Origin of the sequence: Wenxinia saemankumensis (genome assembly GCF_900141735.1) — a bacterium.
GTDB classification, from domain to species: domain Bacteria; phylum Pseudomonadota; class Alphaproteobacteria; order Rhodobacterales; family Rhodobacteraceae; genus Wenxinia; species Wenxinia saemankumensis.
This window is the reverse complement of the sequence record NZ_FQYO01000004.1, coordinates 293,723-312,367: the sequence shown is the minus strand read 5'-3', so window position 1 is coordinate 312,367 and position 18,645 is coordinate 293,723. Positions and strand designations below refer to the sequence as shown.

Sequence of the window (18,645 nt, the reverse complement as noted above, 5' to 3'; positions counted from 1 at the left end):
CCGGGGCGCCCCATCGGCGGGCCGGCCCTGACGGGCGAGGGCCCCGCACCGGCCGGTCGATCCGGGGCGGTCGGGTGTGACGATCCGCGCCGGGGGGGGGCGGGTGCGACCCACCCTACGGGGCCGCACGAAGGGGAGGCGAGGTCGTCCGCGCGGCCGAGGTGACGGATGACCGGGCGGGTATGGGGCGGGGAACCCGTCGGCGGCCCGGGCCATTTCCCGGGTGATGGAAGCGGCTCCGCCGGTCGATCGGCGGCGATCCGGGCCGGGGGTGGGTGCGACCCACCCTACAGGCAGCGCGACTTGGAGGCGAGGTCGCCCGGCTAGCCCGATTCCGTGGGGCGGGCCGCACCCACCCCGCCGATCCCCGCGCGTCGCGGATGGACCGACGATGCGCCTCACTCCCCGCCGGCCCGTAGGGTGGGTCGCACCCACCCCCCGATCCCCGCGCGTCGCGGATGGACCGACGCTGCGCCTCACCCCTGCCGGCCCGCAAGGTGGGTCGCACCCACCCCGCCGAACCCGAGGGCCGGTCCGCCCCGGGGCAGGCCGTCACTTCCGGCGCAGGTGCTCGTCCAGCCGCGGCATGATCTCGACGAAGTTGCAGGGACGGTGACGGTAGTCGAGCTGGGGGGCGAGGATCTCGTCCCAGGCGTCGCGGCAGGCGCCGGGGCTGCCGGGCAGGGCGAAGAGGTAGGTACCCATCGCCACGCCGCCGGTCGCGCGGGACTGCACTGCGCTCGTTCCGATCTTGTTCATCGAGACGAGGGTGAAGACCGTGCCGAAGGCGTCGATCTCCTTCTCGTAGACGTCGCGATGCGCCTCGACCGTCACGTCGCGCCCGGTCAGCCCGGTCCCCCCGGTCGTCAGGATGACGTCGATGCCGTCATCGGCGCACCAGCTCCGCAGGCGCGCCGCGATCGCCGCGCGATCGTCCGGCAGGATCCCGCGGGCGGCGAGGACGTGGCCCGCGCCCTCCAGCCGCTCGACCAGCGTGTCGCCCGAGCGGTCGTCGGCACTGCTGCGGGTGTCCGAGACGGTCAGCACCGCGATGCGGACGGGCAGGAAGTCCCGCTCGCTCACGGCTCTGCCCACCAGCCCTCGGGGCCGAGGTTGCGGCACCGCGTCTCGCCGATCGTGCCGCCCTGTCCCCAGCAATCGTGGACATGGCCGAAGACCATCAGCCGCGGCGCCAGCCGTTCGGCCGCGCGGCGCAGCGCCTCCGAACCGAGGGGGCCGAGCTCGGAATGCTCGTCCGCGATTCCCTGCGGCGGCGAATGGGTCAGCAGGATGTCGCAGCCCTCGAACGGGGCGAGCAGCGTCTCGGCCGCGCTCTCGCCGAGATCCCAGCTCTCCCAGTCCTTCGTCCCGAGGGGCGGGATCCCGGCGCCGAGGCCGAGGATCGTCAGGCCGCCCCGCTCCACGCTCTGACCGTGCAGGACCGTGGCCGAGGTGGCGCCGCGCAGGGCCTCCACGCTCTCGTTGTTGCCGGGCACGTAGACCGCCTTGCCGGCGATCGGCTCCAGCCGGTCCATGAAATCGGCGAGGCCCATGTGCCGGTCGGCGAAATCCCCGGCCCCGAGGACGAGGTCGGCGTCGGCGGCCATGGCGAGCAGCCTGTCGGCGGCCCCTGTATCGAGATGCAGATCGGAAAAGGCGAGTATCTTCATGAGGAGGCGGCCTCCAGCCTGGCTCGGAGAGATAGCAGGTCCGCCCATGCCTGGCGCTTGGCGGCGGGCCTCTCCAGCAGGTAGCCCGGTGGACGCATGGGCAAGGCCGGGCGGCCCAGCGCCTCGCCCCACTGGCCGCGCAGGCGGGTGATCCCGTCCTCGCCTAGCAGGGCCTTGCACGGCAGGTTGCCCATCAGGACCAGCAGATCGGGCTGCGCCAGCGCGACGTGCCGCGCGAGGAAGGCGGAGAGCACCTCCATGTCCGGCGCCTCGATCCGGCCGTCGGGGGGCAGGCGCCAGGGGCTGACGAGGGTCAGGTAGGCGGCGCGCGCGGGATCGGACGCCTGCCGCGACAGCCCGATCGCGGCGAGCATCCGGTCGAGCAGCGCGCCTTCCGCCCCGGCGAAGGGGCGCCCCTCGCGGTCGGCGGCGCGGTCGGGCGCCTCTCCCACGATCATCACCCGCGCCTCGATCCGCCCGTCCGCGAAGGCGAAGCTGCGCGCCCCGCGCCGCAACTCGCAATGGGGGAAGGATTGCAGCGCCGCGGCCAGATCCTCGACCGATCCGGCGCTCTGCGCGGCCGCCTGCGCGGCGGCGGCGGCGTCCACCTCGGCCGGGCGCTCGACCGGCGGCGGGGCGTCCGGCGCGGCGGCCGGTGCGGCGGGGCGCCGCTCGGTCGGGACGGCCTCGTAGCGGTCGAACGGGTCGTCCGCGATGGCCTCGTCCGCGCCGAGCTCGACCTGCCAGGCGAGCGCGGCGAGCAGGGCGCGTGCCTTTGCCGGGTCGGGCGATTCGGTCGGTGTGTCGGACATGGGCCCAGCCTAGCCCAAGCCCGGGGCAGGGGCGACGGGGGCAATCGGGGCAAGGGAGGCAATGGGGGGCGGGCCGGGCGGCGCCTTTCCCTCCGGCCCCGCGGCGCGTATCACCGGCCCGCACAGGCGGAAGGAGCCCCCCATGCTGCGCCAGTCCCACCTTCTCGGGATCGAGCCGCTCGCCCCGGCCGAGATCGGCGCGCTGCTCGACCTCGCCGACCGCTACGCTGACCTGAACCGCTCCGGCCGGGGGCATCTCGACGTGCTGACCGGGCTGACGCAGATCAACATGTTCTTCGAGAACTCGACCCGCACGCAGGCCAGCTTCGAGCTGGCCGGCAAGCGGCTGGGCGCCGACGTGATGAGCATGGCGATGGCGCAGTCGAGCGTGAAGAAGGGCGAGACGCTGATCGACACCGCGCTGACGCTGAACGCGATGCGGCCGGACCTGCTGGTGGTGCGGCACGGCCAGTCCGGCGCGGTCGACCTGCTGGCGCAGAAGGTGACCGATTGCGCGGTGCTGAACGCCGGCGACGGGCGGCACGAGCATCCGACGCAGGCCCTGCTCGACGCGCTGACGATCCGCCGGCGCAAGGGGCGCCTGCACCGCCTGTCCGTCGCGATCTGCGGCGACATCGCCCATTCCCGCGTGGCGCGGTCGAACATCCTGCTGCTGGGAAAGATGGAGAACCGCGTGCGGCTCGTCGGGCCGCCGACGCTGATCCCGGCGGGGGCCGGGGATCTGGGGGTCGAGGTCTATCACGACATGCGCGAGGGCCTCCGGGACGTGGACGTGGTGATGATGCTCCGCCTGCAAAAGGAGCGGATGGACGGCGGCTTCATCCCGTCGGAGCGGGAATACTACCACCGCTACGGGCTGGATGCCGAGAAGCTGGCCTGCGCCAGGGACGACGCGATCGTCATGCATCCCGGCCCGATGAACCGGGGGGTGGAGATCGACGGCACGCTGGCCGACGACATCCACCGCAGCGTGATCGGCACGCAGGTCGAGATGGGCGTCGCCGTGCGGATGGCCGCGATGGACCTGCTCGCCCGGAACCTGCGCGCCGCGCGCGGCGCCCGGGTGGTGGAGGTCTGACGGCCGGGCCACGCCACCCCCCGGGCCCGGACGGATCGCGGAAGGCGGTCCTGCCCGGCCCGCACGCCGTCCGTGGCGCGACGGGGTGGCGCGGGCCACGATCGGCCGCCCGGCCACGCCGCCCCGCCGAGCCGGATGCATCGTAGCGGGGCCGGTTGCGGCCCCGGGACCGACCGGCCGGAACTGCCCGGCCGCCCCGTGCGTCGGTTCCCGACAGGAGGGCCGTCCATGACCGAGATGCACATTCCCCCGCACGAGCGCGGCCAGGTCCGCGTCTTCGACGTGGACCTGCCCCCCGGGGAGGCGAAACGCTTCGCCGAGGCCGCGCCGGGCAGCGTGGCGCAGGCGCTGGGCGTTCCCGGCCTGTCCGCCCGGCATGTCGAGGTCTTCGACCTGTCCGATCTGCGCGGGCTCGGCCTGCGGGGGTACCTGCATAGCGGGCAGGGCGTCGCGCATGAGGCGCTGGAGCCGGACGCGGCGCTGCTGGACGGGCTGGAGGGGCATGTCGCGCTGGTCATGTCCGGTGCCTTCGAGGGGCGCGGGACCGCGGTCGTGGTCCGCCCGCCCCTGCGCTGGGTCGGCACCTGGACCGAGGCCGAGGCCGAGACGCCGGGGATCGTGCTGGACAGCGGGTCGGCGAAGGGTCCGGCCGACATGGCCGAGGCGGGCGCCCCGGTCCGCGGTCCCCGCAGCCGCGGCGCCCTCGTCGTGACGCTGGCGCTGCTGCTGCTGGCGGTCGTGCTGTTCCTCTGGCTCGCCGGTTGACGCAGGGGCGCGGCGCGGGGACCATCCCCCCGCGCAACTTTGCACGGACGCCCATCCATGACCCTGACCGATCCGCCGGCCGCTGCCGGTCCCGCCCCGACACCGCCCGCCGGGTGGGAGGATATCCTCGCCCCGGGCGAACGCATCCTCTGGCAGGGCCGGCCTCGGGCCGGGATCGACTGGGGCCGCATCCTGTCGGTCGAGGCGGTGTTCGGACTGGTCTTCGCGGGGTTCGGCCTTCTCTGGACGGGCATGGCGGCGAGCATGGCGCCGCCGGGAGACGCGCCTGCACTGTTCTCGATCTTCCCGCTCTTCGGGCTGATCTTCGTGGCGATCGGGCTTCATCAGGCGATCGGGCGGCATGTTCTCGATGCCTGGCGGCATGGCCGGACGTGGTACACGCTCACCGACCGCGCCGCCTATATCGCGACGCAGTCCCTCGGCCGGCGGAACCTGCGCTGCATCGAGACCGGAGACTGGGAGGACCTGCGGCTCGAGGACGGCGATCCCGGGACGGTCTGGTTCGCCCGCGACCGGCATCAACGCCCCGCAAGGCGGCGCAACGGCCGGATGCGGCCGGCGCGCAGCTGGACGACGCCGGTGGGGTTCCGACGGATCGACGACGCCCGGCGGGTCTTCGGCCTGATGCGGCGGCAGATGCGCGAGTGACCGCGCCCGCTTGCCAGCCCCCCGCCCCCGCGCTACCCCGCCGCACATGGCGACACTCTTCCGCGACGCGAGGCTGATCGACCCCGAGGCCGGGGAGGAGCGGCGTGGCGACCTGCTGGTGCAGGACGGCCGCATCGCGGACGGGCCCGTGCCCGAGGATGCCGAGGTGATCGATTGCGGCGGCCTCTGCCTCGCCCCCGGGATCGTCGATCTCGGCGTCAAGGTCGGCGAGCCGGGGGCCCGCCACAAGGAGAGCTTCCGCTCCGCCGGGCGGGCCGCGGCGGCGGGGGGCGTGACGACGATCGTCACCCGCGCCGATACCGACCCGCCGATCGACACGCCCGAGACGCTGGAATTCGTCGCCCGCCGCGCCGCGAGCGAATCGCCCGTGCGCGTGCTGCCCATGGCCGCGCTGACCAAGCGCCTGGCCGGGCGCGAGATGACCGAGATCGGGTTCCTGTCGGATGCCGGCGCCGTCGCCTTCGGGGACGGGCTGCGGGTGGTCGAGGACACGCGCGTCCTGTCGCGTGCGCTGACCTACGCCCGCTCCTGCGGCGCGCTGGTGGTGAGCCACGTGCAGGATCCCGGCCTGTCGCGCGGCGCGGTCGCGACCTCGGGCAAGTTCGCCTCGCTGCGCGGCCTGCCCGCCGCGTCCCCGATGGCCGAGCGGATGGCGCTGGACCGCGACATCGCCCTCCTCGAGATGACCGGCGCACGGCTGCACGTCGACCAGATCACCACCGCGCGGTCGCTTCCGGCGCTGGAACGGGCGAAGCGGGGCGGCCTCGACATCACGGCTGGGGTGAGTGTGCATCACCTGACGCTGAACGAGTTCGACGTCGGCGATTACCGCACCTTCTTCAAGCTGACCCCGCCGCTCCGGGCCGAGGACGACCGGATGGCCGCGGTCGAGGCGCTGGCGAGCGGCCTGATCGACGTGCTCTGCTCGATGCACGAACCGCAGGACGAGGAGAGCAAGCGCCTGCCCTTCGAGGCCGCGGCCAGCGGGGCGGTGGGGTTGCAGACCCTGCTGCCCGCCGCGCTGCGCCTCGTCCATGCGGGGCATCTGGACCTGCCGGCGCTGTTCCGGGCGCTGTCGACCAACCCCGCCCGCCGGCTGGGGCTGGAGTGCGGGCGGCTGACGACCGGCGCGCCGGCCGACCTCGTCCTCTTCGACCCCGACCGGCCCTTCGTGCTGGACCGCTTCACGCTGAAATCGAAATCGCTGAACACCCCCTTCGACGGCGCGCGGATGGAGGGGGTCGTGACCGGGACCTGGGTCGCCGGGGACAGAGTGCATCATGCCTGACCTCGTCACCCCCGCCGGGGCGCTCGCCCTGTGGGCCCTCATGGGCTACCTCGCCGGGTCGATCCCGTTCGGCATCCTCGTGGCACGGATGATGGGGCTGGGCGATCTGCGCAGGATCGGGTCCGGCAATATCGGCGCCACCAACGTCCTGCGGACCGGGAACAAGACGGCCGCGGCCGCCACGCTGCTGCTCGACGCGGCCAAGGGGGCGGCGGTCGTCCTCTTCGTCCGCGCCGTCGCGGCCGAGGATGCGGTGCAGGTCGCCGGGGCGGCGGCCTTTCTCGGCCATTGCTTCCCGGTCTGGCTGCGGTTCAAGGGCGGCAAGGGCGTCGCCACCTTCCTCGGCATCCTCATCGCCTATCACTGGCCGCTCGGCCTGATCGCCTGCGCGATCTGGCTGGCCATGGCCTTCGCCCTGCGGATCTCGTCGCTCTCGGCGCTGGTCGCGGCGGCCGCCTCGCCCCTGGTCGCCCTGCTGGTGGGCCGACCCGGGGCCATCGCGCTCTGCCTCGTCCTCGCGATCCTCATCTTCGCACGTCACCGGGCGAACATCGAACGGCTGCTGGCGGGAACGGAAAGCCGGATCGGCCGCTGAGGCCCCGGCGGCCCCCCGTCCCCGCACCCGGCCCCGCGGGAGGGAGGGGGCGCTGCCCCCGTCGCCTTGCGGCGACTCCCCCGGAGTATTTCGCGGCAAGATAAGGGGGGCGCCGGCTTCCCCCCGCAGGCTCAGGGCCGGCGGTCCATCGCCTCGGCCATCCTCTTGGTGTTGTGGTAGATGCCGAGGCCCAGATACATGAAGCCGCCGACGAAGGTGACGTAGATCAGGCCGACGATCAGGAAGACGAGGCCGCCGATCACGCCGCCGCCGCCGGGCATCCCGGCCATGCCGCCGCCGCCGGCCATCATGCTCAGCGCGCCGACCACGACCACGATGCCCATGATGACCACGACCACGCCGATCAGCTTGTCGAGCGCGCCGATGAGGAAATCCCGCATGTCTCAAATCCTTTCGTTCGAAATGGGGTTTCGTGACGGAAGGATTACCGGAGCGGGGCGCCGGTCAATCGGGGCCGGACCCGCGGCGCCGCGCCTGGGTCCGCGCGGACACGGCCCGGCGCCGGATCGCGGGCGTCAGTAGCTGTATTCGCGGTAGATCATCGGCCGCAGCTCCTCGCCCCAGGCGCCGCGGTAGCGCTCCAGCAGCTCGTCGGCGGGGGTCTGGCCGCTCTCCACGCTTTCCTTGAGGGCGTTGAGGAAATGCGTCTCGTCGGGGACCAGCCCGCCGGAGCCGGGGCGGGCCCGCGCCCTGAGGCCCGCATCCGCGATGGCGACCGCCTCGCGCGCGAGGTCGTGCAGCCGCACCCCGTTCGCCGTGCCCTGCAGGCCGTCCACCGCGGCCGCGACGCGCAGGCCGTCCCGCGTCTCGGCGTCGAAGCCCTTCACCAGGTCCCAGGCGGCGTCGAGCGCGCCCGGATCGTAGGTGAGCCCGACCCAGAAGGCCGGCAGCGCGCAGAGGCGCCGCCAGGGGCCGCCATCGGCGCCGCGCATCTCGATGAACTTCTTGGCCCGCGCCTCGGGGAAGACCGTCGTCAGGTGATCCGCCCAGTCGGACAGGGTGGGCTTCTCGCCCGGCAGGGCGGGCAGCTGCCCCTTCAGGAAGTCGCGGAAGGACTGGCCGAGCGCGTCGATATACTTGCCGTCGCGGTAGACGAAGTACATCGGCACGTCGAGCACCCAGTCGACATAGACCTCGAACCCCATCCCGTCCTCGAAGACGAAGGGGAGCATGCCGGTCCGGTCGGCGTCGAGATGGCGCCAGATATGCGCGCGCCAGGATTTCTGGCCGTTGGGCTTTCCTTCCCAGAACGGCGAATTGGCGAAGAGGGCGGTGGCGACGGGCTGGAGCGCCAGCGCCACGCGCAGCTTCTTCACCATGTCCGCCTCGGAGGAGAAGTCGAGATTGACCTGCACCGTGCAGGTCCGCCGCATCATCGCGGTGCCGAGCGTGCCGACCTTCTCCATGTAGCCGTTCATCAGGCGGTAGCGGCCCTTGGGCATGAGCGGCATGTCCTCGTGCCGCCATTCGGGCGCCGCGCCGAGGCCGATGAAGCCCGCGCCGATCCCGTCCGCGACCGTCTTCACCTGGGCGAGGTGGTCGTTCACCTCGTCGCAGGTCTGGTGGATCGTCTCGAGCGGGGCGCCCGACAGCTCCAGCTGGCCGCCGGGTTCGAGGCTGATGTTCGCCCCGTCCTTTTCCAGCCCCAGCAGCTTGCCGCCCTCCAGCACCTCGGACCAGCCGTAGCGGTCGCGCAGGCCCGAGAGCATGGCGTGGATCGAATTGTCGCCCTCGTAGGGGAGCGGCCGGAACGTCGCCTTGTCGTAGCCGAACTTCTCGTGCTCGGTCCCGATGCGCCAGTCGTCCCGCGGCTTGCAGCCCGCTTCCATGTAGCCGGCGAGCTGGTCGAAGCTCTCGATCGGGCCGCCGCCGGACTGGGGTATCGACATGGGGGCATCCTTTCCGGCGGTCCGTCGCCGGGGGGAGGTGGCCCGCCGGGCCGGGTCTGTCAATGGCGCGCTGGCGCGGGGCGAAGCTGCGCCAGCGCGGGGCGGGTGCGCTGCCAGACGACGTGGCGGCCGGGCGCGGTGCCGGAGCGGGCCTCGATCAGCTGCGAGGGGGTCAGGCCCGGCAGCGTCGCGAGCGCGTCGAAGAGCGCGCCCTGCCCTTCGGCGTCGACGGGGATGGCGAGCGTGGCGCCCCCCGGGCCGGCCAGCCACCAATGCGCGGGCTTCGCGTCGCGGTCGATGTCGAGGCGCTGCAGGTCGCCCAGTTCGGCCGTGCCGCCGCCCAGCGGGCCGTAATAGGTGACCTGCGCCTCCACCACCTCGACCACGCCCATGCCGCCGCCCCCCGCGAATCGCAGCCGCTGCACCGCCGAGACGGCGAGCGCGGCCCCGGCGAGGATGACGGCCCAGCCGACCCACGAGAGCAGCCCGGCGAAGCCCAGCGCGAACCACAGGCCGAGGGCGATCACCCCGCCGGCGGCGATCGCCTCGCGCCAGCGCCACAGCGCCGCACGCGCCTCGGGGCGGAGGAAGTCAGCCATCGGCCGATCCCCGCGCGGGCACCCGTACGGGCGTCTTCATCAGGAACAGGGTCCAGGTGCCGATCCGCTGGAAGCCGATCGCCTCGTAGGCACGGATCGCGGGCGGTCCGGAGGCGAAGAGCGTGGCGCGGGTGGCGCCCGCCCTCCGCGCCTCGGCCAGGTGCAGCGCGACCGCGCGGCGGGCATGGCCCCGCCCGCGCAGGCCGGGCGGCGTGTAGACCCCGCCGATCTGAACGCAATCGGGAATCGTCGCATTGAAGCCGGTCATGGCCAGCGGCGCGTCCCCCGCCATCAGGACGCGGTGCGAGCCGGTTTCGATGCGGAGGTCGAGATCCCGCATCGCCTCGCGCCGCGCGGCCTCGGGCTCCTGTCCCAGCGTCTCGGCATTGTAGGCGGCGGTCCAGTCCAGCAGGACATCGCGATCCGCCTGCCTCAGCGGGTGGAGGATGCCGGGGCCGTCCGGCACGCGCAGATCGGCGAGATCCATCGCGAAATGCGGCTCGTCTTGGTCCAGATCGACCGGGCGACCGGTCAGGCCGAGCCCGTCGATCAGCGGGCGGCATTCCTCGGCCGGTCCGATGACGCGACAGACCTCGCGCCCGCGCAGCACCTCGAGGGCGGGGCCGGCATCGCCCGAGGGCAGGACCGGCATCACCGTGCCGTTGGTCGACAGGCACAGGACGTCCGTGACCGACGCGCCGGACCACGCCGCCCAGAACCGCGGCGCGTAGGGGTGCTCTCCGTCCAGCCCGTAGCGGGCGAGGTTCGACAGCGGGAACATCGCGCGGGGCGTGCGGGCGCGGAGGAATGCCTCGATGGCGGGGAGATCGCCCGGGACGACGCGTCTCACCGCCAGTCCCCCAGCGCGAGCTGCCAGAGCGTCAGCGCGGCCACCGCCGCCGTGTCGGCGCGCAGGATCCGGGGGCCGAGCCCGACGATCCGGGTGAAGGGCAGGGCGCCGAGCCGTGTGCGCTCGCCGTCGGAGAAGCCGCCCTCGGGGCCGATCAGGATCGCCCAGGATCCGGTCCCGGCGCCGTCGCCGGGGGGCAGGCCCGCCGCCTCGCCGGTCCGCGCCTCGTCGCAGAGCATCAGGTGCCGCGCGTCGTCCCAGCCGTCGAGCACCGCGCCGAGCCGGGACAGCTCCGCCACCTCGGGGACGAAGGTCGCGCCGCATTGCTCGGCCGCCTCGACCGCGTGGGCCTGCAGCCGATCCTGCCGGATGCGCTCGGAATTGGTGTGCTCGGTCTGGACGGGCACCAGGCGGCGCACGCCCATCTCGACCGCCTTCTCGACGATGAAGTCGGTGCGCGCCTTCTTCACCGGGGCGAAGAGCAGCCACAGGTCCGGCGGCATCGCCAGCGGACGGGTCCGGGCGCGGCAGAGAAGCGTTCCGACGCGCTTGCCCGCCTCGGCCACCTCGGCGTCCCACTCGCCGCTGCGCCCGTCGAACACCGACAGCACGTCGCCCGGGCCCAGCCGCATCACCCCGAAGAGGTAATGCGCCTGGTCGCGCGACAGGGGGACCGATTGTCCCTGCCCGAGCGGGTGGTCTACGTAGAGGCGGACCTTGGAAGCCATGCGGCGGACCATATGGGCGGGGAGACAGGGGTGCCAGAGCGGACGGAGACGGGAGAGGCCACGGACCCGGGGACAGGCGCAGGCACGCCCGCCGGCACGAACCCGGGCACGGACAGAGGCGCGGTCCGCGACGCGGTGCGCGGCAACTGGGTCGACCGCCGCGCGCCGGACCGGCTGCGCCCCTATCTGCGCCTGTCCAGGGCCGACCGGCCGATCGGGACGTGGCTGCTGCTGCTGCCCTGCTGGTGGGGGCTGGCGCTGGCGATGCTCTGGGACGGGCGGGCGAGCCTCTACGACGGCTGGATCGCGCTCGGCTGCGCCATCGGCGCCTTCCTGATGCGGGGGGCCGGCTGCACCTGGAACGACATCACCGACCGGCATATCGACGGGTCGGTCGCGCGGACCCGGTCGCGGCCGATCCCCTCCGGCGCGGTCGGCGTCCGGCAGGCGCTGGCCTGGCTGGTCGCGCAGGCGCTGGTCGCCCTCGCCATCCTGCTGACCTTTCCGCCCCTCGCCATCGCGCTGGGCGTGGTCTCGCTGCTGCCGGTCGCGGTCTATCCCTTCGCCAAGCGCTTCACTTGGTGGCCGCAGGTCTTTCTCGGCCTCGCCTTCAACTGGGGCGCGCTGCTGGCCTGGGCGGCCCATGCCGGAACGCTGGGCCCCGCGCCCTTCGTCCTCTACCTCGCCGGGATCGCCTGGACGCTGTTCTACGACACGATCTACGCCCACCAGGACACCGAGGACGACGCCCTGATCGGGGTCAAGTCGACGGCCCGGCTGTTCGGCGCGCGCTCTCCCGTCTGGCTGAGGCGGTTCCTGGTGGCGACGGTCGCGCTGATGGGCCTGGCCGTGCTGCTGGCGCGGGGCGAGGCGTCGGTCCTGGCGCTGGTCGTGGCGCTGGGCGGGCCCTGGGCGATGGGCTGGCACATGACCGGGCAGCTCGCGAAGTTCGATCCCGACGACGACGGGTGCCTTCTGCGGCTGTTCCGGTCGAATCGCGATGCGGGTCTGCTGCCCCTGCTGTTTTTCGCCGGTGCCCTCGCGCTCTGAGGGCGCGTCGATTGCACAAGTGGGGCGCTGGGGATAACAGGGCGGTTGTTGCGCCCGCGCCACGTCAGGACCCCATGCGACTCGCCCCGATCATCGCCACTGTCGCCGCCTTCTTCCTCGCCGGGGCGGGGTCGGTCGTGGCCGCGCGCACGGTGACGACATCGCTCGAGAAGGTGTCGACCACCTCGGTCCGCGAGGCGCTGATCGACCACGGATACGAGTGGGTCAGCGTCCAGTCCGACGGGCTGCAGGTCGTGCTCGAGGGCGAGGCCCCGTCCGAGGCGGCGCGGTTTCGCGCCATCTCGACCGCCGGCGGCGTCGTCGACGCGAGCCGCGTGATCGATTCGATGCGCGTGGCCGAGACAGACCGGATCGAGGCGCCGGATTTCGCGGTCGAGATCCTGCGGAACGACAGCGGCATCTCCCTCATCGGGCTGATCCCGGCGGCGATGGATCGCGGCCGGCTGGACGCGCGCATCGACGATGCCAGCGGCGATCAGCCCGTGGCCGATTTCCTCGAGGCGGCCGACTACCCGATGCCGCCCACCTGGCGCGCGGCGATGGACTACGCGCTCGCCTCGCTGCGGGACCTGCCGCAATCCAAGATATCCGTCACGGCCGAGCGGGTGACGATCACCGCCATCGCCGAGAGCGAGGCCGAGAAGTCGCGGATCGAGACGCGCCTTGCCCGGACCCTGCCCGACGGGGTCGGCCTGTCGCTGGTCGTCACCGCGCCCCGGCCGGTCGTGACCCCCTTCGCCGTGCGGTTCCGCATCGACGAGACCGGCGCCGGGTTCGAGACCTGCAACGCAGATACCGAGGAATCGCAGCGCCGCATCTCGGCCGCCGCGATGGAGGCGGGGGCCGAGGCCCCCCTCTCGTGCCCGCTGGCGCTGGGCGTGCCCTCGCCGGACTGGGGCGCCGCGGTCGAGACGGGGATCGACGGCCTGGCCGAGATCGGCGGCGGCAGCGTGACCTTCACCGACGGGGACGTGCTGCTCGTCGCGGCCGAGGGGACGGACCCCGACCTGTTCGACCGCGTCGCGGGCGAGCTGGCCAACGCCCTGCCCGAAGGCTTCGCCTTCGAGGCTGTCCTGCCCGAGGCCCCCCGGGTGGGCGAGACCGAGCCGCCGGCCTTCACCGCGACGCTGAGCCCGGAGGGGGCGGTGCAGATCCGCGGCCGGGTGCCGGACGAGATGGTCAATTCGATGGTCGAGAACCTCGCCGTCGCCCGGTTCGGGCGCGAGGACCTGACGATGGGCACCCGCGTCGCCGCCGACCTGCCGCAGGGCTGGTCGGTGCGGATCATGGCGGGGGTCGAGGCGCTGTCGATGCTGTCGAACGGCTCTCTCGTCATCGGCCCGGACGAACTGGCGATCCGCGGCAGCACCGGCGACCCCGAGGCGAGCGCCGAGATCTCGGCCCTGCTGGTCGAGAAGCTGGGCGAGGAGGCGACCTTCACCGCCGACATCGCCTACGAGGAATCGCTCGATCCCGTGGTCGGGCTGCCGACGCCAGAGGAGTGCATCCGCCGCATCGGCATCGTGACCCAGGGGCGTCGCATCCTGTTCGATCCGGGCAGCGCCACCCTGACGGGCGAGACGCAGAACGTGATCGACGACATCGCCGAGATCCTGCGCCAGTGCCTCGACCTGCCGATGGAGATCGCGGGCTACACCGACAGTCAGGGCAGCGAGGACGGCAACCAGCGGCTCAGCCAGCAGCGCGCCGACGCCGTGCTGTCGGCGCTGCGGGCGCGGCGGGTGCCGGTCTCGACCTTCTCGGCCGTGGGCTACGGCGAGGCGGACCCGATCGCCGACAACGAGACCGAGGCTGGCCGCGAGGCGAATCGCCGGATCGAGTTCCGTATTGCGGGCGCCGGGGCGGCGGGCGATGACGGGGCCGATCCGGAGTCCGACGCGGACGGCGCCGGGGAAGAGGCCGGCGGCGCGGACGATGCCGACGCCTCCGAAGAGGCCGCGGCGGACGAGGCGGCGACGGAACAGGACGGCTAGCGCGGCAGCGCGCGGCCAGGGACGAACGGGGACGACCATCGCATGAACCGTCTGGAATTCATCGTCGCGACGGCGATCATCCTCTTCGTGGCCTTCTGCCTGGGCTGGTTCGCCGGCTGGCTGGTCGACCGTTTCACCCGCGTGACGCGGGCCGAGATCGGCGAGCTCGACCGGATGGCGCAGGCGCTGCACGACGCAGAGGAAACGCGGGACGAGACGCAGATGCGGGCCGAGCAACGCGAGGCGGAGCTGTCGAACCAGCTCGCCCAGACCGAGGCCGAGCTGCGCGCCGCGATGGACGGACTGCGCGACGCGCGGCGAGAGGCCGAGGAACTGCGCGCCTATGTCGAGCGGCAGAACGCGGGGGCCTGAGCCGACGGGTTGGCTGCGTGCGACCGGCCCGGCCGATCGTTCCGTGACCGATCCTTCCGTGGCCAAGCGGCGCTCCGCGGCTTCGGGCGGGGGACTGCGCCGGACCGACGACCGACCGGACCGATGACCGGCGCGCCGACCGGAAGGATCCGGAGGGGCCGCCGCGCCCGGCCCGGTGCGATCGCGGCCGGGTTCAGGCCTTCTTCACCTCGGTATGGGACTTGAGGACCTCGTCCCCGTCCTCCTGCTCGATCCGGTAGGCGGGCTCGTCCTCGCTGGCGTCGCGGGTGACCTCGTTGCCCTTGATCTTGAGCGTCTGCTTGCGGGTGTAGACCTTCACGATCTTGCCGGTCGCGGTGCTGTCGCCCCACTCCCACTTCACCTTGTCGCCTTCCTTATAGCCGGCCATGTCGGCCCCCCTTCCTTGCGGTTGCGAAGGGGCGAACCGGCGGGCGGGCCGGGCGGTTCCCGTCAGGTCGCGTCCTGCGGGACCAGCATCCGCCATTCCCGCACCGCGCGGCCGAACGCGTCGGCCACGGCGGGCTCGGGCGGGGTGCCCGCCTCGCGCGCGGCGGTCACGGCCGGCTGCAGGTCGCGGATGCGCTGCGCGGTGGCGAGGCGGCGGATGTCGCGGTTGGCCGCGTTCGCCTCCGGCAGGATCGTCCCGAAGCGGCGGTTGGAGATGCTTGGCTTCTCCTCCATCAGCTTCTGCAGGGCGGGCCGTTCCTCCTCCGCGACCTCGGCGCGGAAGAAGACCTGTGCGGGGACGAAGAGATAAGCGGTGAGGTTGCGCGACGCCTCGCGCAGGCGGACGGTCGCGAATTCCGTCTCCATCACCACGGTGTAGTTCACCGCCTTGTCGAAGGGACGGAACCTCTCGCGCGGCAGACCGACCCGAGGCAGGGGCAGCACCCGGGCCAGCGGGCGCAGCACGCCCAGCACGTCGCGCGCGCCCACCGCGGCGAGGAAGCGCTCGGCGTTCTTCTGCGCGAGCTTGTCGTTGTTCGACACCGTCCCGTCCGATCCCACGCGCGGGACGAAGAAGGTCAGCGCGTTGCCGAGCGGGATCGCCCCGTCCTTGACGGTGCGGGCGATCATCCGGCCCTTCCCGGCCTCGCGGTCCCAGGCGAAGATCTCGCGCCGCAGGCCCTGGCGGACGATCGGGTCGGCCTCGACCGCCCGGCGGATGTCGGCGGGGACCGATTCGATCTCGAAATCGATCTTGTTGATCGTCAGGCGCATGTCGGTCACTCCCCTCTGTCCTCTCGCGGCACTGCTAGCAGCGGCGCGGGGCGCGGACCAGTGCCGTCGAGGGCGGCCTAGCGGGCCGCCGCCACCTCGTCCTCGATCGCCTTGCGGGACTTGCGGGCGCGTTCGGTCGCGGATTTCAGCTGGCCGCAGGCGGCCATGATGTCCTCGCCCCGCGGGGTGCGGATCGGCGCGGCGTAGCCGGCCTGCATCAGGATCGTGGCAAAGGCACGGATTCGGTTGTTCGACGACCGCTTGTAGGGTGCGCCGGGCCATTCGTTGAACGGGATCAGGTTCACCTTGGCCGGGATCCCCTCGAGCAACGCCACGAGCCGATGCGCGTCCGCATCCGTGTCGTTCACCCCGTCCAGCATCACGTATTCGAAGGTGATCCGCTCGGAATTGGACGCCTTGGGATAGGCCCTGAGCGCCTCGAGCAGCGCCTCGATGTTCCACTTCCTGTTGATCGGGACGAGCCGGTCGCGCGTCTCGTCGGTCGTGGCGTGGAAGGACACGGCGAGCAGGCAGCCGATCTCGGTCGCGCAGCGCGCGATCTCGGGCACGACGCCGGAGGTGGAGAGCGTGATGCGGCGGCGCGACAGGGCGATCCCCTCGCCGTCCATCGCGATCCTCATGGCGTCGCGGACGCCTTCGAAATTGTAGAGCGGCTCGCCCATGCCCATCAGCACGATGTTCGACAGCAGGCGCGGCCCGTTCTCGCCCGTGCCCTGGCCGGGCTCGGGCCATTCGCCCAGATCGTCGCGCGCCAGCATGATCTGGCCCACGATCTCGGCCGGGGTGAGGTTGCGCACCAGCTTTTGAGTGCCGGTATGGCAGAACGAGCAGGTCAGCGTGCACCCGACCTGGGACGAGATGCAGAGCGTGCCGCGATCCTCCTCGGGGATGTACACCGTCTCGACCTCGTGCCCGCCCGCGATCCGGACGAGGTACTTGCGCGTGCCGTCCTCGCTGACCTGGCGCGAGACGATCTCGGGCAGGCGGATCTCGAAATGCCGGGCCAGCAGGGCGCGGTAGTCCTTGCCGAGATTCGTCATCGCGGCGAAGTCGCGCACCCCCCAATGGTAGATCCATTGCCAGAGCTGGCCCGTCCGCATCTTCGCCTGCTTCTCGGGCGTGCCGGCGGCGATCAGCGCCTCGCGCATCGCGTCGCGCGGCAGACCGACGAGGTTCGGCTTGCCGCCGTCCACGTCGCGGCGCGGGATCGTCATCACGTCCTGCGTGATCGGCGCGGGGCGGGGGGCGCCGCCGTTCGGGGCCGGAATCGAGGGGGCGTCGGTCATGGCGAATCGTCCGATGGCTCGGGGAAGCGGGGTCTCTAGCGCAATATGGGGTTCCGCCCAAGGGGCGGAAGGGGCGGCGTCAGGACGGCGCCATCCCGCAGCGCCGCGCCGCGTCGGCAAAGGCCTCTGCCGCGCCGGCGGTCGAGAAGGCGAGCGATCCGGTGCCCGTCTCCACCAGCACGAGGCGACGCGCGCCTGCGGCGATCCCGGCCCGGATGCGGTCGTCGGTGGCGGGCCCCTCGGTCCAGGCCCAGTCGACATCGGCGTAGAGCGGGGCCGAGGCGGCGCCGGTGTCGATCGACATCCCCTCCCCCTCGCGGAACGCGCCGGCCAGGCTCAGCACCGTCAGCTCTCCCGCCACGCCGTCGCGCGGCCACCACGTCACCATCAGCTGCGCGACGGGGGACCGGCCCTTGCCTGCGCCGCGATCGTAGGTGGAGGCCCAGCACTCCGTCCCGCCCGCGGCGACGAAGACGCTCCAGTCCGAGAAGGATGCGACGCGGTCCTCTTCCGTCGATTCGGCCGCCGCCGGCAGGGCCGGCAGCAGCGCGAGGGCGAGGCTCCTCAGCCCGGGCACCGCTCGAGCGCGGCGTCCACCGCCTCGTCGAAGCCTTCGAGCGGGAAGGTGTCCTGCGTCTGCGTGCCGCGGGTCGACAGGCCCGTCAGCGTCGCCGATTCGCCGGCGCGCAGGGCGGCCAGGATCTCGGCATCCGCCTCGGGCGAGGGGGAATAGGCCCACTCGCCGTCATTCGTCATCTCGAAGGTCTGGCCGTTCGTGGCGAGGGTCACGGGCCGTTCGGGATCGAACGGATAGCCGCCGGTGAAGCTCACCTGGCCGACCATCCCGTCGGCGGGGCGCCAGCCGACGACGAGCCGCGTCACCCCGCGGCTCACCTCCACCTCCTCGCCGTCGCGGGTATTGACCGACGTTCCGGCGGGGGAGGAGACGTAGCAGGCGCTCGCATCCTCGGAATAGAGCGTCCAGACGGCGTCCTGCGCCAGGGCGGGCGCCGCGGGCAGGACGAGGGCGAGGGCGGCGGCGAGGCGGCGCATCAGCCGGCGCACCGACGCTGCGCTTCCTCGACCGATGCGGTGAAGCCGAGGAGAGAGAAGGTGTCGCGGGTCTGGGTGCCGCGGCCCGACTGGCCGGTCAGCACCGCCTCGGCCCCGGCGCGCATCGCCGTCACGATCCGGTTGTCGTCCTCCGGGGTCGCGGGCCAGGCCCACTCACCCTCGGTGAAGAGCTGGTAATCGGTGCCGCCGATGTTGAGCGACACGGTCGAGCCGGAGGCGAAGGGATAGCCGCCCGTGAAGGTGACCTGCCCGTTCACGCCCTCCGACGGGCGATAGAACACGAAGAGCAGCGTCTCGCCCCGGTTCACCTCGACGGGGGAGCCGTTGCGCGTGTTCAGGCTCTCCTTCGGGGCCGACACGGCGAAGCACTCCACCGGGTCCGATTCCTGGAAGACGCTCCAGTCCGTGGCCGCGGCGACGCGGTTCGTCGCCTCGTCCTGGGCCGAGGCGGCGGGCGCCGTGAGGGTGAGGGCCGCGAGGATCAGGGCCGCCGGGCCGACTGCGCGAATGGTGCGGGAGTGCATCGAATGAGCCTTTCGTTCCGTCCTTGCCTCGTCGGTTCGACCGCGAGAGGACCGG

Annotated in this window: 22 protein-coding genes; 8 read left to right on the top strand and 14 right to left on the bottom strand. The window is 72.8% G+C overall.

Annotation, left to right across the window (positions count from 1 at the left end):
• Positions 1-552: 552 nt before the first annotated feature.
• From moaB to BUE30_RS12590, 3 genes are read right to left on the bottom strand one after another with little or no spacing between them, the layout of a single operon-like run.
• Positions 553-1,083: a molybdenum cofactor biosynthesis protein B gene (gene moaB / locus BUE30_RS12600; protein ID WP_139300557.1), complete on the bottom strand. Its 531-nt coding sequence runs from the start codon at positions 1,081-1,083 to the stop codon at positions 553-555.
• Positions 1,080-1,670 (bottom strand): metallophosphoesterase family protein, encoded by a 591-nt coding sequence (locus BUE30_RS12595; RefSeq protein ID WP_073331186.1) that lies wholly within the window; start codon positions 1,668-1,670, stop codon positions 1,080-1,082. Before BUE30_RS12595 ends, moaB begins: the two co-directional genes overlap by 4 nt.
• Positions 1,667-2,482 carry a uracil-DNA glycosylase gene (locus BUE30_RS12590; RefSeq protein WP_073331183.1) on the bottom strand — a complete coding sequence of 272 codons (816 nt, stop codon included), beginning with the start codon at positions 2,480-2,482 and terminating at the stop codon, positions 1,667-1,669. The genes BUE30_RS12595 and BUE30_RS12590 overlap by 4 nt, the downstream gene beginning before the upstream one ends.
• Positions 2,483-2,624: 142 nt before the next feature.
• On the opposite strand from BUE30_RS12590, the gene BUE30_RS12585 reads away from it, so the two are divergent.
• The 5 genes from BUE30_RS12585 to plsY all read left to right on the top strand — a co-directional run bounded on the left by BUE30_RS12585 (position 2,625) and on the right by plsY (position 6,919).
• The gene (locus BUE30_RS12585) at positions 2,625-3,581 is read left to right on the top strand and encodes an aspartate carbamoyltransferase catalytic subunit (RefSeq protein ID WP_073331181.1); all 957 of its coding nucleotides are present in this window, start codon (positions 2,625-2,627) and stop codon (positions 3,579-3,581) included.
• 228 nt (positions 3,582-3,809) lie between these two features.
• Positions 3,810-4,346 (top strand): hypothetical protein, encoded by a 537-nt coding sequence (locus tag BUE30_RS12580; protein WP_073331178.1) that lies wholly within the window; start codon positions 3,810-3,812, stop codon positions 4,344-4,346.
• Between the two features lie 57 nt (positions 4,347-4,403).
• Positions 4,404-5,015 carry a hypothetical protein gene (locus BUE30_RS12575; RefSeq protein WP_073331176.1) on the top strand — a complete coding sequence of 204 codons (612 nt, stop codon included), beginning with the start codon at positions 4,404-4,406 and terminating at the stop codon, positions 5,013-5,015.
• Between the two features lie 46 nt (positions 5,016-5,061).
• Positions 5,062-6,324 carry a dihydroorotase gene (pyrC, locus tag BUE30_RS12570; RefSeq protein WP_073331173.1) on the top strand — a complete coding sequence of 421 codons (1,263 nt, stop codon included), beginning with the start codon at positions 5,062-5,064 and terminating at the stop codon, positions 6,322-6,324.
• Entirely contained in the window at positions 6,317-6,919 is a 603-nt protein-coding gene (gene plsY, locus BUE30_RS12565) for a glycerol-3-phosphate 1-O-acyltransferase PlsY (protein WP_139300556.1), read from the top strand. The genes pyrC and plsY overlap by 8 nt, the downstream gene beginning before the upstream one ends.
• Before the next feature lie 131 nt (positions 6,920-7,050).
• On the opposite strand, the gene BUE30_RS12560 is transcribed toward plsY, so the two are convergent.
• From BUE30_RS12560 to BUE30_RS12540, 5 genes are all read right to left on the bottom strand, one after another.
• Positions 7,051-7,320, bottom strand: a complete 270-nt coding sequence (locus tag BUE30_RS12560; RefSeq protein WP_073331167.1) for a hypothetical protein — start codon at positions 7,318-7,320, stop codon at positions 7,051-7,053.
• Positions 7,321-7,455: 135 nt separating this feature from the next.
• Positions 7,456-8,829 (bottom strand): glutamate--cysteine ligase, encoded by a 1,374-nt coding sequence (locus BUE30_RS12555; protein ID WP_073331165.1) that lies wholly within the window; start codon positions 8,827-8,829, stop codon positions 7,456-7,458.
• A 59-nt stretch (positions 8,830-8,888) separates the two neighbouring features.
• Positions 8,889-9,428 (bottom strand): hypothetical protein, encoded by a 540-nt coding sequence (locus tag BUE30_RS12550; protein WP_073331162.1) that lies wholly within the window; start codon positions 9,426-9,428, stop codon positions 8,889-8,891.
• Positions 9,421-10,278, bottom strand: coding sequence for a GNAT family N-acetyltransferase (locus BUE30_RS12545; protein ID WP_083601376.1), 858 nt, complete (start codon positions 10,276-10,278; stop codon positions 9,421-9,423). Before BUE30_RS12545 ends, BUE30_RS12550 begins: the two co-directional genes overlap by 8 nt.
• Positions 10,275-11,006, bottom strand: a complete 732-nt coding sequence (locus tag BUE30_RS12540) for a 16S rRNA (uracil(1498)-N(3))-methyltransferase (RefSeq protein ID WP_073331884.1) — start codon at positions 11,004-11,006, stop codon at positions 10,275-10,277. The genes BUE30_RS12545 and BUE30_RS12540 overlap by 4 nt, the downstream gene beginning before the upstream one ends.
• A gap of 30 nt (positions 11,007-11,036) precedes the next feature.
• On the opposite strand from BUE30_RS12540, the gene ubiA reads away from it, so the two are divergent.
• The 3 genes from ubiA (at position 11,037) to BUE30_RS12525 (ending at position 14,443) form a co-directional block, all read left to right on the top strand.
• The gene (gene ubiA, locus BUE30_RS12535) at positions 11,037-12,056 is read left to right on the top strand and encodes a 4-hydroxybenzoate octaprenyltransferase (protein WP_425303931.1); all 1,020 of its coding nucleotides are present in this window, start codon (positions 11,037-11,039) and stop codon (positions 12,054-12,056) included.
• 74 nt (positions 12,057-12,130) lie between these two features.
• Complete coding sequence (locus tag BUE30_RS12530; RefSeq protein WP_073331155.1) at positions 12,131-14,071, top strand: OmpA family protein; 1,941 nt, start codon at positions 12,131-12,133, stop codon at positions 14,069-14,071.
• 42 nt (positions 14,072-14,113) lie between these two features.
• Positions 14,114-14,443, top strand: a complete 330-nt coding sequence (locus BUE30_RS12525) for a hypothetical protein (RefSeq protein WP_073331152.1) — start codon at positions 14,114-14,116, stop codon at positions 14,441-14,443.
• 193 nt (positions 14,444-14,636) lie between these two features.
• Here BUE30_RS12525 and BUE30_RS12520 read toward each other — a convergent pair whose 3' ends face one another.
• The 6 genes from BUE30_RS12520 to BUE30_RS12495 all read right to left on the bottom strand — a co-directional run bounded on the left by BUE30_RS12520 (position 14,637) and on the right by BUE30_RS12495 (position 18,590).
• Positions 14,637-14,852: a hypervirulence associated TUDOR domain-containing protein gene (locus BUE30_RS12520; protein WP_073331149.1), complete on the bottom strand. Its 216-nt coding sequence runs from the start codon at positions 14,850-14,852 to the stop codon at positions 14,637-14,639.
• 62 nt (positions 14,853-14,914) lie between these two features.
• On the bottom strand, positions 14,915-15,694 hold the full coding sequence (locus BUE30_RS12515; RefSeq protein ID WP_073331147.1) for a hypothetical protein: 780 nt from the start codon (positions 15,692-15,694) through the stop codon (positions 14,915-14,917).
• 68 nt (positions 15,695-15,762) lie between these two features.
• A complete protein-coding gene (rlmN, locus tag BUE30_RS12510; RefSeq protein ID WP_073331144.1) occupies positions 15,763-16,992 on the bottom strand; it encodes a dual-specificity RNA methyltransferase RlmN in 1,230 nt (409 codons plus the stop codon).
• A 79-nt stretch (positions 16,993-17,071) separates the two neighbouring features.
• The gene (locus BUE30_RS12505; protein WP_073331141.1) at positions 17,072-17,569 is read right to left on the bottom strand and encodes a hypothetical protein; all 498 of its coding nucleotides are present in this window, start codon (positions 17,567-17,569) and stop codon (positions 17,072-17,074) included.
• A complete protein-coding gene (locus BUE30_RS12500; protein WP_244526356.1) occupies positions 17,557-18,057 on the bottom strand; it encodes an invasion associated locus B family protein in 501 nt (166 codons plus the stop codon). The genes BUE30_RS12505 and BUE30_RS12500 overlap by 13 nt, the downstream gene beginning before the upstream one ends.
• A complete protein-coding gene (locus BUE30_RS12495) occupies positions 18,045-18,590 on the bottom strand; it encodes an invasion associated locus B family protein (RefSeq protein WP_073331138.1) in 546 nt (181 codons plus the stop codon). The genes BUE30_RS12500 and BUE30_RS12495 overlap by 13 nt, the downstream gene beginning before the upstream one ends.
• Positions 18,591-18,645: the final 55 nt, after the last annotated feature.

Bases quoted from the DNA above. Each gene is read 5' to 3' on its own strand.
- pyrC (WP_073331173.1), top strand. From the start codon at position 5,062: ATGGCGACACTCTTCCGCGACGCGAGGCTGATCGACCCCGAGGCCGGG.
- BUE30_RS12555 (WP_073331165.1), bottom strand. From the start codon at position 8,829: ATGTCGATACCCCAGTCCGGCGGCGGCCCGATCGAGAGCTTCGACCAG.
- BUE30_RS12540 (WP_073331884.1), bottom strand. From the start codon at position 11,006: ATGGCTTCCAAGGTCCGCCTCTACGTAGACCACCCGCTCGGGCAGGGA.
- BUE30_RS12580 (WP_073331178.1), top strand. From the start codon at position 3,810: ATGACCGAGATGCACATTCCCCCGCACGAGCGCGGCCAGGTCCGCGTC.
- BUE30_RS12520 (WP_073331149.1), bottom strand. From the start codon at position 14,852: ATGGCCGGCTATAAGGAAGGCGACAAGGTGAAGTGGGAGTGGGGCGAC.
- BUE30_RS12530 (WP_073331155.1), top strand. From the start codon at position 12,131: ATGCGACTCGCCCCGATCATCGCCACTGTCGCCGCCTTCTTCCTCGCC.
- BUE30_RS12590 (WP_073331183.1), bottom strand. From the start codon at position 2,482: ATGTCCGACACACCGACCGAATCGCCCGACCCGGCAAAGGCACGCGCC.
- rlmN (WP_073331144.1), bottom strand. From the start codon at position 16,992: ATGACCGACGCCCCCTCGATTCCGGCCCCGAACGGCGGCGCCCCCCGC.
- BUE30_RS12550 (WP_073331162.1), bottom strand. From the start codon at position 9,428: ATGGCTGACTTCCTCCGCCCCGAGGCGCGTGCGGCGCTGTGGCGCTGG.
- BUE30_RS12585 (WP_073331181.1), top strand. From the start codon at position 2,625: ATGCTGCGCCAGTCCCACCTTCTCGGGATCGAGCCGCTCGCCCCGGCC.
- BUE30_RS12575 (WP_073331176.1), top strand. From the start codon at position 4,404: ATGACCCTGACCGATCCGCCGGCCGCTGCCGGTCCCGCCCCGACACCG.
- plsY (WP_139300556.1), top strand. From the start codon at position 6,317: ATGCCTGACCTCGTCACCCCCGCCGGGGCGCTCGCCCTGTGGGCCCTC.
- BUE30_RS12495 (WP_073331138.1), bottom strand. From the start codon at position 18,590: ATGCACTCCCGCACCATTCGCGCAGTCGGCCCGGCGGCCCTGATCCTC.
- BUE30_RS12525 (WP_073331152.1), top strand. From the start codon at position 14,114: ATGAACCGTCTGGAATTCATCGTCGCGACGGCGATCATCCTCTTCGTG.
- BUE30_RS12595 (WP_073331186.1), bottom strand. From the start codon at position 1,670: ATGAAGATACTCGCCTTTTCCGATCTGCATCTCGATACAGGGGCCGCC.
- BUE30_RS12560 (WP_073331167.1), bottom strand. From the start codon at position 7,320: ATGCGGGATTTCCTCATCGGCGCGCTCGACAAGCTGATCGGCGTGGTC.